The sequence below is a fragment of the Trabulsiella odontotermitis genome, assembly GCF_001188485.1.
Taxonomy (GTDB): Bacteria; Pseudomonadota; Gammaproteobacteria; order Enterobacterales; family Enterobacteriaceae; genus Trabulsiella; species Trabulsiella odontotermitis_A.
In genome coordinates, this window is record NZ_JNGH01000125.1 from 114138 (window position 1) to 126108 (window position 11971).

The window sequence follows — 11971 nt, forward strand, 5'->3', positions numbered from 1 at the left end:
CAAAAAAGGCCGGTCATTGCGACTGGCCTTTTTCTTTGGTGTTGCGGTAACAGCGGTTACAGCAGATTCTTCAGGCGGTAAATCCACTCCAGCGCCTGACGCGGCGTCAGCGTATCCGGGTCGAGATTCTCCAGCGCTTCAACCGCCGGTGAGGTCTCTTCCGGTACGGACAGCAGCGACATCTGCGTGCCGTCAACCTGTGTGGCGGCGGCGTTTGGCGTGATACTTTCCAGTTCGCGCAGCTTCTGACGGGCACGTTTAATCACCTCTTTCGGCACCCCAGCCAGCGCGGCAACGGCCAGACCGTAGCTCTTGCTGGCTGCGCCGTCCTGCACGCTGTGCATGAAGGCGATAGTGTCGCCATGCTCCAGCGCGTCGAGGTGGACATTCGCCACACCCTCCATTTTTTCCGGTAGCTGCGTCAGTTCGAAATAGTGGGTTGCGAACAGCGTTAACGCTTTGATGCGATTCGCCAGGTTTTCCGCGCAGGCCCAGGCCAGCGATAATCCGTCGTAGGTTGACGTGCCGCGACCGATTTCGTCCATCAATACCAGACTGTACTCGGTGGCGTTATGCAGAATGTTGGCGGTCTCGGTCATTTCCACCATAAAGGTGGAGCGGCCGCTGGCCAGATCGTCGGCGGCGCCAACGCGGGTGAAAATGCGATCGATGGGGCCGATTTCCACTTTTTGCGCCGGGACGTAGCTGCCGATATAAGCCAGCAGAGCAATCAGTGCTGTCTGGCGCATATAGGTACTTTTACCGCCCATGTTCGGGCCGGTGATGATCAGCATTCGCCGTTGCGGCGACAGGTTCAGCGGGTTAGCGATAAACGGTTCGTTCAGCACCTGTTCGACCACAGGATGACGCCCCTCTTCAATGCGAATGCCAGGTTTGTCGCTGAACACCGGGCAACTGTAATTGAGCGTGTAAGCGCGTTCGGCCAGATTGACCAGCACGTCCAGTTCCGCCAGCGCAGAGGCACTCAGTTGCAAATCGGCGAGGTGCGGCAACAGCAGATCGAACAGCTCGTCATACAGCTGTTTTTCCAGCGCCAGCGCTTTGCCTTTCGAGGTGAGTACTTTGTCTTCGTACTCTTTCAGCTCCGGGATGATGTAGCGTTCGGCGTTTTTCAGCGTCTGGCGACGCACGTAGTGGATCGGCGCGAGGTGGCTCTGCCCGCGGCTGATCTGAATGTAATAGCCGTGAACGGCGTTATAACCCACCTTCAGCGTATCAAGACCCAGACGCTCGCGTTCACGGATTTCCAGCTTGTCGAGGTAATCTGTCGCGCCGTCGGCCAGCGCGCGCCATTCGTCCAGCTCGGCGTTATAGCCAGGCGCAATCACGCCGCCGTCGCGGACCAGCACCGGCGGCGACTCAATGACGGCGCGCTCCAGCAGTTCGCGCAGTTCAGTAAACTCGCCCATCTGCTCACGCAGACGCTGCACCGGCGCGCTGTCCACCTCGGCCAGTTGGGCGCGCAGTTCCGGCAACTGCTGGAAGGCATAGCGCATACGGGCGAGGTCGCGGGGGCGAGCTGTACGCAGCGCCAGGCGCGCCAGAATACGTTCCAGATCACCGACCTGCCGCAGCACCGGTTGCAGTTCACTGCAGCGATCCTGAAGGGCAGCGATGGTTTGCTGGCGCTCTTCCAGAATTCGGGTATCGCGCACCGGCATGTGCAGCCAGCGTTTCAGCATGCGGCTGCCCATCGGCGTCACGGTGCGATCCAGCACCGACGCCAGCGTGTTTTCCGTGCCGCCCGCCAGGTTCTGGGTGATTTCGAGGTTACGGCGAGTTGCCGCATCCATAATGATGCTGTCCTGCTGACGTTCCATGGTGATGGAGCGAATGTGCGGCAGGGCGGTGCGCTGCGTATCTTTTACATACTGCAACAGGCAACCCGCGGCACAGAGTCCGCGTGGCGCATTTTCGACGCCAAACCCAACCAGGTCACGGGTGCCAAACTGCATGTTCAACTGCTGGCGTGCGGTGTCGATTTCGAACTCCCACAGCGGGCGGCGACGCAGACCACGGCGGCCTTCAATCAGCGCCATCTCGGCGAAATCTTCCGCATACAGCAGTTCGGCAGGATTGGTGCGTTGCAGTTCGGCGGCCATGGTTTCGCGGTCCGCCGGTTCGCTGAGGCGAAAACGGCCAGAGCTGATGTCGAGCGTGGCGTAGCCGTAGCCTTTGCTGTCCTGCCACAACGCCGCCAGCAGGTTGTCCTGGCGCTCCTGCAGCAGAGCTTCATCGCTGATGGTGCCTGGCGTCACGATGCGAACGACTTTACGTTCGACCGGGCCCTTGGTGGTGGCGGGATCGCCAATTTGTTCGCAAATCGCCACCGATTCGCCGAGGTTCACTAGCTTCGCCAGATAGTTTTCCACAGCGTGATGCGGAACGCCCGCCATCGGTATCGGCTCCCCCCCCCCNGCGACGCGCGTTTCGCATCGTCATAAAACAACTCGTAAAAGTCGCCCATGCGGTAGAACAGCAGGATCTCGGGATGCTGAGCCTTAAGCTTCAGGTACTGCTGCATCATCGGGGTGTGAGCGTCGAAATTGTCGATAGTGGTCATGGAATCCGGATGTCCATTTTCATTGAAAATCAAAAAGATTTATTCAGTTCACATACGCTTAATTGCCATATTGTCGCATGAAAAAATGGTGAGGCGCAGCAAAAAGTCTCCCCTCATAAACATCGGCTAACGATTCTCTTTTGGCGGTAGCGAGCGGATGACCAGCATGCCGGATTCCACCGTCACGCTGACGGTTGTGCCGGTGGAAAAACCGGCCTCTTCCAGCCATTTACCGCTCAGTACCAGGCTTGGACTGCACGACAACCGCGTGGCACGCCCGGTATCGAGATTGATATGGCGCTTGCGCACATAACTGACGGTTAACTGGCGCAGGGAAGTCAAAGTGGGAGTGGCAGGTGCAACGTTAATATTATGCATAATCTCTCCGGCGGTTTTCAGAATTATTGCCGGGGCATCATATAACGTCGAATAAAATAAGGAATATTATGGGGGAATAATTGCGAGGCGCTTTCCAGAATTTCACCCTCTGATAAAAATAACAGCGGGTGAATCAGGAATTAAACATTTTCAGTAATACGTCGCGCGGTTTCATAATGGGCTTGCCAGTAACTGTCTGAAAGTTCTGACACTGTGACGCCCTGGCTTTTTGACGCATGGATAAATTTATCCTGGCCAATGTAAACGCCCACGTGACGATCATCCGGCGAAGTTTTAAAGAACACCAGATCGCCCGGTTGGAGATCGCGCTGCGTGATACGGTAGCCGCCTTTGATCTGCTCGCCGGTGGTGCGCGGTAGCTCCATCTGCAGCGAGCCGCGGAAAATTTTTTGCATCAGGGCAGAGCAATCAATCCCGCTGCGCGACTGACCGCCCCAGCGATATTGCGTGCCTTTCCATTTGGCATATTGAGACAAGATTTTGCTTTTAATATTGCCCTTTGGCGAAGGCAGCGTATTCATCGATGGATGGTATTTCTCCAGAGATGAAAATTCAGAGGGCATATTAAAAGCGCAAGCATTTCCTGCCAGCATGGATGTTGCAATAACAACCATTGCAGGGATCAATTTTTTAAAATACATAACAAACCATCAATATATAAAAGGGAGAGGGGATTCCTTACACGATATTCCTCGGGTGCGGTCGGAAAGTGGGTAAATAATAAGTTCTGGTTATTCTTTGTTCAAGAAAAAGGCAGTCTAACTTTAGACTCTCAGAATCTTTCTTGGCTGGTGCACAAATCCTTAAAGGGGTATTATTGATGCAACTTATGTTTGCGGAGGTCACAACAGTGGGTAAACGTCTCGATCGTGAAAAGCTGACGATTCGCAGAATGATTGCGCTCTATGCGCGGCGTTGCCCTGATGCCTCTGCGGAATTCAGACATTATGAGGCGCTGAACGATTATGCGGATAAGCGTCTTGATAAGTGCGTATTTGGTGAAGAGAAGCCAGCCTGCAAGCGGTGCCCGGTGCATTGCTATCAACCGGCGAAACGGGAAGAGATGAAGCAGATTATGCGCTGGGCGGGGCCGCGCATGCTGTGGCGTCATCCGATTCTGACCCTCCGCCATCTGATTGACGATCGCCGTCCGGTGCCAGAATTGCCAGAAAAATATCGCCCGAAAAAGTAACAGTCGAACGTGGCGTATCTCGTTAACAACTACACGAGCGCGTCTTTATCGATACCCAGCCGCTTCATTCGCGACAGCAGGGTCGTGCGTTTCAGCCCCAGCTTTTGCGCCGCACCTCGCGGTCCGGCCACTACGCCGTTTGACTCCTTTAGCACGCGGATAATCAACTGATATTCATCTTCGCCGTCCTGCGCCTGTTCCGTGGCGACTGGCTGTGATGCTGGCCTTTCTGTCGTCAGTTCCGGCAGCGATAACTGCAGCACGTTACCGCGCGTCAACAGCACGGCGCGCTCGATCACGTTCTCCAGCTCACGCACGTTGCCCGGCCATTCCATGCGGCTCAGCGCGCGCAGCGTTTCCGCCGGAATGCTGTCGATATTGCGGCCCATGCGGCGGGAAATTTTGGTGGTGAACGCTTTGACCAGCAGAGGAATATCATCCGGGCGATCGCGCAGCGGTGGCAGGTAGATCGGGAACACGTTCAGACGATAGTAAAGATCACTGCGAAATTCCCGGTCGATCACCATTTGTCTCAGGTCACGGTTGGTGGCGGCAATCAGCCTGACATCGGTCTGAATGAGCTTGTTACTGCCGAGGCGCTCAAACTCCTGCTCCTGCAGTACCCGCAGCAATTTGGGCTGTAGCTCGAGCGGCATGTCGCCCACTTCATCCAGAAACAGAGAGCTTTTATCCGCCAGTTCAAATCGCCCGATGCGCTGCGCGCTGGCACCGGTAAAGGCACCGCGCTCGTGACCGAACAGATCGCTTTCCAGCAGACCGGCAGGCATCGCGGCGCAGTTCATTTTCACCATCCGGCGGCCGCTGCGGCTGCTGAGCGTATGGATCGCGCGCGCAATCAACTCNNGGTTTCGCCGAGGATCAGCACGGTGCTGTCGCTTTGCGCCACCATTTCGACCTGTTTCAGCACGTTGCTCATGGCGTCACTGCGGCCGACGATTTCGCCGAACTCGCTTTCGACGTTATTCAGTTGCTCGGTCAGCGCCAGGTTTTCATCCACCAGCCGTTCTTTCAGACGATGAATCTCCTGATAAGCAAGTGCGTTATCCACCGCGATAGAGACGCGTTCGGCAATCTGGCGCAGCAGCTTGAGGTTAGCGGCGGTAAATACTTTTTCGTCGCACTGCGCCAGCTTCAGCACGCCCAGCATGGTGTCGCCAGACATCAATGGCAGCAGGCACAGCGTCTGGATTTTGTTATCCCAGATCTCAAACAGCATCCGCTCGTAGGGCGCCAGCGGATCGCGTTCATGCAGGTTAAGCAGCAACATCTCTTTGCTTTTAAATACCCGCTCGGTCAGCGCGCCGGCTTCGTCAGTTTCACTCTGATCGTGGACGGGGTGGTGCGCGTCCAGGTAATGAGTGGAGTAGATGTTGAGCTTGCCTTTGCGGTCGCTGCGCAGTACCACGCTGATGGCATCGATGCGAAAATAGTGATGGATCTCTTTCGCCACTTCGCTCACCAGCTCGTCGATGTCGAGGCGTGACAGCACCGCGTTGGTAATCGCCACCAGAATGCGAAAGTTATCACGCTCGTGGCACAGCATATCGTAATCTACGTTATTGGTGACCCGATTCTGGATTTGCTCAGTGACGACCGCGACGATCTGCGTAAACGTATGCAGGCGCTGGTATTCCTGCTCCGTCCACGGCTTATCATCGTTGCGAATGAATTCGCAGGCGCCAAAAATGCGACCTTCTGCCGCCAGCGGTAGCAGACAGTAACGACCGAACGGCGGATAAAAGGGTGCCGCCGCCAGCTGAGGCCAGGTTTCGCTGAATTCCTGCCATGTGCAACGTAATGCATCCGGTCGCGACAGCAAACGGCGCATCGGCCCGTTCGCCAGCAACGTTTCATCTTCACTGGTGACAGGATCCCCCGCTGCTGGTGCAGCGTAGAAACTGGCCCGGTGATGGCCGGCCTGCCACAGCACGATCGCCGCCCGATCCGCCAGTGCAGACTGCTTTGCCAGCCGCAACAGCGCATCGCTGAGCGTGGCGAGATCCGGCTGCTGTAATAACGTGCGGGTGATGTCGAACAGCCCCTGCTGCCCGAGATCGCCCATCGGGGTATATGACATTGCACTCATCCAAAAATGACGCGGAAAACCGACCTGGCTTTTGAATTAACGCATTAACAGATTCTGGGTAACGGCTCCGCATGCGGTAAATCCAGCGTACGCTTCACGCCATACAGACCTGTCAGGCGCACGCCGCGGCGTTCCACCACTTCTCCAATCATCGCGGCATTCTGGCCGAGCGGGTGCGCACGCAACTGTGTCAGCACGCGATCGGCAGCGGCGCGGGNCGATCACCAGTTTGCCTTCGTTGGCAAAGTTCAGGGCATCCAGTCCGAGCAGTTCGCAGACGCCGCGCACCGCGGCATTGACCGGCAACTGTTGTTCGTTGAGCTCAATACCGCAGCCACTCGAGGCGGCAAATTCATGGGCGACCGCGTTCACGCCGCCACGGGTGGCGTCGCGCAGGGCTTTCACGCCGGTAATGCCGCGTAGCGACTGGATAAGCGGTGTCAGCACCGCGCAGTCGCTGACCAGCTCGCCGTCGAGCCCCAGCTGTTCGCGCAGGTTAAGAATGGTCGCACCGTGATCGCCGAGGGTTCCGCTGACCAGCAGCACGTCACCTGGCGTCAGCGTCTGCGCGCCCCAGTGAATATCCGCCGGAATCGCGCCCAGCCCGGCGGTATTAATAAAGAGTTTGTCCGCCGCGCCGCGCTGCACCACTTTGGTGTCGCCGGTAACGATGGCGATGTCGGCGGCTTTTGCCGTCTGCGCCATGCTATTGACCACCGCTTCCAGCGTTGCCATCTCCAGCCCTTCTTCGAGAATAAAGCCGCAGGAGAGGAAACGGGGTATCGCGCCGCTGACGGCGACATCGTTGGCGGTCCCGCAAACGGCCAGTTTGCCGATGTTGCCGCCGGGGAAAAACAGCGGATCGATAACATAGCTGTCGGTGGAAAATGCCAGCCGGTCGCCCTGAGCGGTGAACTGTGCCAGCTCCAGCCGCGCCTGATCTTCCTGCTCCGCCAGCCACGGATTGTTAAACGCCTGCATAAACAGATCGTTGATCAACTGCTGCATCGCCTGGCCGCCGCTGCCGTGCGCTATCTGGACGCTTTTCATGCTTCACATTCCTGACTTCGATATTGATACCATGCGGCGCACGCGCCTTCGGAAGAGACCATCAGCGCGCCAAATGCGCTCTGTGGGTTACAGGTGTTGCCAAACAGCGGGCATTGATGGGGTTTGCACCGGCCGGTCAGCACGTCGCCGCAGCGGGCGCGCGGATCGTCATACACTTGTTGCGGCGCTGGCTGGAAATGGGCTTCGGCGTCAAAGCGCTGGTAATTGTCGGTCAGCCGTACGCCTGAGTCGTTGATCAGCCCCAGACCGCGCCATTCGCTGTCGCCTTTGACGGTAAACACCTCGGCGATGGCGGCCTGCGCCAGTGGGTTGCCGCTGTCCGGTACCACGCGTTTGTACTGGTTTTCGACCTGGCTTTTCGCGGCAATTTTCTGCTCGACCAGCATGCAGACGCCCTGCAGCAGATCCATCGGCTCAAACCCGGCGACCACCAGCGGACGGTGATACTGGCTGGCGATAAATCCGTAGGCGTCGGTGCCAATCACCATGCTGACGTGACCCGGCGCGAGGAACGCGTCGATACCGTTATCCGGCTGCTCCAGCAGGCTGCGCAGGGTGGGAATTAAGGTGATGTGCTGGCAGAAAAAGAAGAAGTTATCGACATTCTGCTCACGCGCCTGTTTCAGGGTAATGGCGGTGGTGGGCATGGTGGTTTCAAAACCCAGGCCGAAGAACACCACTTTGCGCTGCGGGTTCTGCTGCGCCAGTTTCAGCGCATCCATCGGCGAATAGACGATGCGGATATCCGCGCCGCGCGCTTTTGCCTGCATCAGCGAGCCGTTTTTGCCCGGCACGCGCATCGCGTCGCCAAAGGTGCAGAAAATCACCTCAGGATGGCTGGCGATTTCGGTACAGGTATCGATACGCCCCATCGGCAGCACGCACACCGGGCAGCCCGGGCCGTGGATGAATTCGATGTTCTCCGGCAGCAACTGGTCGAGACCGAATTTAAAGATGGCGTGCGTATGCCCGCCACACACCTCCATAATGCGCAGCGGTCGCGCGGCGGTGTAATCGAGACGTTCGGCGCGCGCGCAGAGGTGAGCAATCAGTTTCATCACCTGTTCGGGCGCTCGGTATTCATCCACAAAGCGCATTATCTCTCCTCACCGTACAGCAGGGCACCGACATCCGGCTCCACATCGTACATGTTCTGTAGCGCCGCCAGCGTGTCGCGGGCTTCCGTTTCGTTAATCACGCTCATGGCAAACCCGACGTGTACCAGCACCCACTGGCCGAGGCGCGACGCGCCGGTGTCATCCACGTGACCGACCAGGGTGAGATCAACATCGCGGCGGATGCCATTGACGTCAACTTTTGCCATGCTGCCGTCAATGGCGCAGATCTGGCCGGGAATGCCTATGCACATCGCTGTGCCTCCAGCCAGTTAAGCCAGTTTTCCATTCCTTCGCCGTGGGTGGCGGAGATCAGGATGATGTCAATATTCGGGTTCACTTCCCGCGCGTAGGCCATGCATTTTTCAACGTCGAAGTTCAGGTAGGGCAGTAAATCAACTTTGTTGAGCAGCATCAGCGAGGCGGCGGCGAACATATGTGGGTATTTCAGCGGCTTGTCTTCGCCTTCGGTGACCGACAGCACCGCNTTTCAATAAACAGAATGCCGTTATCGTCGAGCGGCAGACGCGGCGCGGCATCGGCAATCATTTGCGCATCCAGATGGCAGCCTTTACCGGTATTTACCTGAATGGCGGGGGTACCGGTGGCGCGAATGCGTGCGGCGTCGTTGACCGTTTGCTGATCGCCTTCGATGACCGCGCAGGGCACGCGGCCGTTCAGCCGTTGCAGGGTTTCAGTCAGCAGGGTGGTTTTACCGGAGCCGGGGCTGGAAACCAGATTCAGCACCAGCTGTTGGTGCGCGGCAAAGCGCGCGCGGTTGCGGGCTGCGAGCTGGTTGTTTTTATCCAGTACGTCGATTTCCACTTCCAGCATCCGCCGCTGGCTCATGCCCGGCGCATGGGTGCCCGCTTCGCCATGACCGTAATGCAGGTCGCCCTGCTCGGTCTGCGTGGGGGTGAAATCCTGCGTTTTGATCCCGGTAATGCTTAGCGCGGGGCGCGCAGCAGGGGCGAACGGGGCGCCACGAAACGCCGAATGAGGATTGTGTTCGTCACCTTCAATATAGAGGTTGCCTTCACCGCAACCACACGTGGTACACATAGCTTACTCCTGATCAATTTCAATTCGCTGGATCTGCATCCCGTCGTCCGCCACGATGTGCAGCGCGTCGCTCTGGCACAGTGGACAACGGCGGACGTGTTGTGACAGCAGATGAACGTATTGCTGACAGCGCTCGCACCAGCACTCGGCCTGCTGCTCTTCAAGGTGCAGTTTACAGCCTTCCGCAAGCGTGCCGCGACATACCAGATCAAAACAAAAGCGAAGTGCGCTGCTTTCGACGCAAGAAAATGCCCCAATTTTTAACCAGATCCCGGTTACGCGTTTCGCACCGTTCGCCGTAGCCTGCTGTTCCACAATTTCCAGCGCCCGCTGGCACAGCGTTAGTTCGTGCATAGCCCCTCCGTCATCCGCAATTCGCCGTGGAAATGCAAAATGCAGACCAGCTTGTATCGTATTGATTTTTAAACCGAACCATAAAAATGCAGCGCAGAAATGACATTTATGACGATCCGTCGCCACTACTGACGGTGATCGGGGATCGGCTGAAAACAGCGATCGTCAGAAACGTCGTCACACTGTCGATGACACGCCTTACTGGCGAGCGTTTTTAATTATCTTATTGATTTTAATGTAAATATATAAATGGCATGGGATTTGCTAAACAAGCGAGATCATTTTCTTCAGCTTCAGAGGAATACACATGAACCGCTTTGTGATTGCGGATCCTCAGTGGTGCATCGGATGCAATACCTGCCTCGCAGCCTGCACGGATGTCCATAAAGCGCAGGGGTTACAGCAGCACCCCAGGCTTGTGATGACGCGAACCGACAACAGCACAGCGCCGATGCTGTGCCGTCATTGCGAAGACGCGCCCTGCAAACAGGTGTGTCCGGTGAACGCCATCGCCTTTGAGGAGGGCGGCGTTCTGCTTAACGAAAGCCTGTGCATCGGCTGCAAGCTGTGCGGCCTGGTCTGCCCCTTCGGCGCCATTGTTCCGGCAGGCAGTACGCCGGTTGATGTGCCTCCGCAATATGAACATGCCGCACCCGCCGGGCTGCTCGGTGATGTCCCGGCAAGCCCGGAGGGGATGAACCCCTTTCTGAGCTGGAACGCGGGTATCCGCAGCGTCGCGGTGAAATGCGACCTGTGCCACTTCCTGCCTGAAGGCCCGGCCTGCATTCGTTCCTGCCCAACGCACGCGCTGCACCTTATCGAACCTGTGTCGATGGACGCGCAGATGCAGCAGCGCAGGGCGCTCACGGCGCTGTCGATGCCGGATGCGCTGCCAGGCATGGCTAACCTCACAGGGGAGCAAAACTGATGGATTCACTGCAATTACTGATGTGGTCTGTGGTGCTGTACGTCGCCGGTGGGGTGATTTCGCTGCTGCTGCAGAATAACGAGCGCGGTGCTATCCGTATCGCCGGGCTGTGCGCCATCGCCGGGGGCATCCTCGGGCTTTGCAGCGCGCTGCCGGTGCTGCTCGGGGGAGACGTGTTGACCTGGAGCGCCACGGGGCCGTTTTCGTTTGCCCCCTTTAGCCTGCGTATGGACAGCCTTGCCGCCTTTATGGTGACGGTCATTTCACTGCTGGTGACGCTCTGTGCGCTCTACTCGCTCTCCTATATGGAGGAGTATCTGGGCAAAGGCGCGGCGTCGATGGGCTTCTTTATGAACCTGTTCATTGCCTCAATGGTTGGCCTGATGGTGATGGACAACGGCTTCTGGTTCATCATTCTGTTCGAAATGATGTCGCTGGCGTCGTGGTTCCTGGTGATCGCCGACCAGAGCGAAGAATCCATCAAGGCCGGTCTGCTCTACTTCTTTATCGCCCACGCCGGTTCAGTGCTGATCATGGTGGCCTTCTTCCTGATGTGGCGCGAGAGCGGCAGTCTGGAGTTTGCATCGTTTCGTCACCTCAGCCTGAGTCCGTCAATGGCGTCCGTGGTCTTTGTCCTCGCCTTCCTCGGCTTCGGCGCGAAAGCCGGTATGCTGCCATTGCACAGTTGGCTACCACGTGCGCACCCGGCAGCGCCGTCGCACGCTTCTGCGCTGATGTCCGGAGTGATGGTGAAAGTGGGGATCTTCGGCATCATCAAAGTGGGGGTCGATCTGCTGGGCGCGAGCCAGAGCTGGTGGGGTATCCTGGTGCTGGNNGTCTCTTCCGTGCTGGGCGTGCTGTACGCGCTGGCGGAGCACGATATCAAACGTCTGCTGGCGTGGCACACGGTCGAGAACATCGGCATCATCCTGATGGGCGTCGGCGTGGGGATGGTCGGCATCGCCAGCCATCATCCGCTGCTGGCAGTCATCGGCCTGCTCGGCGCGCTGTTCCACCTGCTGAACCATGCGTTGTTCAAAGGGCTTCTGTTCCTGGGGGCCGGGGCGGTCATCTTCCGCGTCCACACGCGTGATATGGAAAAAATGGGCGGCCTGGCGAAGCTGATGCCGCTCACCGGCGCGGCGTTTCTCATTGGCTG

General features: G+C 57.8%; 9 protein-coding genes and 4 pseudogenes. 4 read left to right on the forward strand and 9 right to left on the reverse strand.

All coding sequences use genetic code 11. The features are described 5' to 3' along the window. Positions 1-56: 56 nt before the first annotated feature. The 3 genes and pseudogenes from mutS to GM30_RS23185 all read right to left on the reverse strand — a co-directional run bounded on the left by mutS (position 57) and on the right by GM30_RS23185 (position 3624). Positions 57-2584, reverse strand: a pseudogene (gene mutS, locus GM30_RS23175) (DNA mismatch repair protein MutS). Positions 2585-2710: 126 nt separating this feature from the next. After that, the gene (locus GM30_RS23180) at positions 2711-2962 is read right to left on the reverse strand and encodes a SymE family type I addiction module toxin (RefSeq protein ID WP_049850508.1); all 252 of its coding nucleotides are present in this window, start codon (positions 2960-2962) and stop codon (positions 2711-2713) included. Positions 2963-3102: 140 nt separating this feature from the next. Beyond that, on the reverse strand, positions 3103-3624 hold the full coding sequence (locus GM30_RS23185) for an NlpC/P60 family protein (protein ID WP_049850509.1): 522 nt from the start codon (positions 3622-3624) through the stop codon (positions 3103-3105). Between the two features lie 188 nt (positions 3625-3812). On the opposite strand from GM30_RS23185, the gene GM30_RS23190 reads away from it, so the two are divergent. Next, complete coding sequence (locus GM30_RS23190) at positions 3813-4175, forward strand: nitrous oxide-stimulated promoter family protein (RefSeq protein WP_193391798.1); 363 nt, start codon at positions 3813-3815, stop codon at positions 4173-4175. Positions 4176-4204: 29 nt separating this feature from the next. On the opposite strand, the pseudogene flhA reads toward GM30_RS23190, so the two are convergent. From flhA to hypA, 6 genes and pseudogenes are all read right to left on the reverse strand, one after another. After that, a pseudogene (gene flhA / locus GM30_RS23195) lies at positions 4205-6273 on the reverse strand (formate hydrogenlyase transcriptional activator FlhA). Positions 6274-6326: 53 nt separating this feature from the next. Then, positions 6327-7332, reverse strand: a pseudogene (gene hypE / locus GM30_RS23200) (hydrogenase expression/formation protein HypE). After that, positions 7329-8450 carry a hydrogenase formation protein HypD gene (hypD, locus tag GM30_RS23205; RefSeq protein ID WP_049850511.1) on the reverse strand — a complete coding sequence of 374 codons (1122 nt, stop codon included), beginning with the start codon at positions 8448-8450 and terminating at the stop codon, positions 7329-7331. Before hypD ends, hypE begins: the two are co-directional and overlap by 4 nt. Further along, positions 8450-8722, reverse strand: a complete 273-nt coding sequence (locus GM30_RS23210; protein ID WP_049850512.1) for a HypC/HybG/HupF family hydrogenase formation chaperone — start codon at positions 8720-8722, stop codon at positions 8450-8452. The genes hypD and GM30_RS23210 overlap by 1 nt, the downstream gene beginning before the upstream one ends. After that, positions 8713-9530, reverse strand: a pseudogene (gene hypB, locus GM30_RS23215) (hydrogenase nickel incorporation protein HypB). The gene GM30_RS23210 and the pseudogene hypB overlap by 10 nt, the downstream one beginning before the upstream one ends. A gap of 3 nt (positions 9531-9533) precedes the next feature. Continuing rightward, on the reverse strand, positions 9534-9884 hold the full coding sequence (gene hypA / locus GM30_RS23220) for a hydrogenase maturation nickel metallochaperone HypA (RefSeq protein WP_049850513.1): 351 nt from the start codon (positions 9882-9884) through the stop codon (positions 9534-9536). Between the two features lie 86 nt (positions 9885-9970). On the opposite strand from hypA, the gene GM30_RS27655 reads away from it, so the two are divergent. The 3 genes from GM30_RS27655 to GM30_RS23230 all read left to right on the forward strand — a co-directional run. Continuing rightward, positions 9971-10102, forward strand: a complete 132-nt coding sequence (locus GM30_RS27655) for a hypothetical protein (protein ID WP_274519073.1) — start codon at positions 9971-9973, stop codon at positions 10100-10102. An 89-nt stretch (positions 10103-10191) separates the two neighbouring features. Then, a complete protein-coding gene (locus GM30_RS23225; RefSeq protein ID WP_049850514.1) occupies positions 10192-10812 on the forward strand; it encodes a 4Fe-4S dicluster domain-containing protein in 621 nt (206 codons plus the stop codon). Continuing rightward, positions 10812-11971 (forward strand): proton-conducting transporter transmembrane domain-containing protein (locus GM30_RS23230; RefSeq protein ID WP_274519074.1); only part of this gene is annotated, 1160 nt, incomplete at its 3' end. The genes GM30_RS23225 and GM30_RS23230, both read left to right, overlap by 1 nt.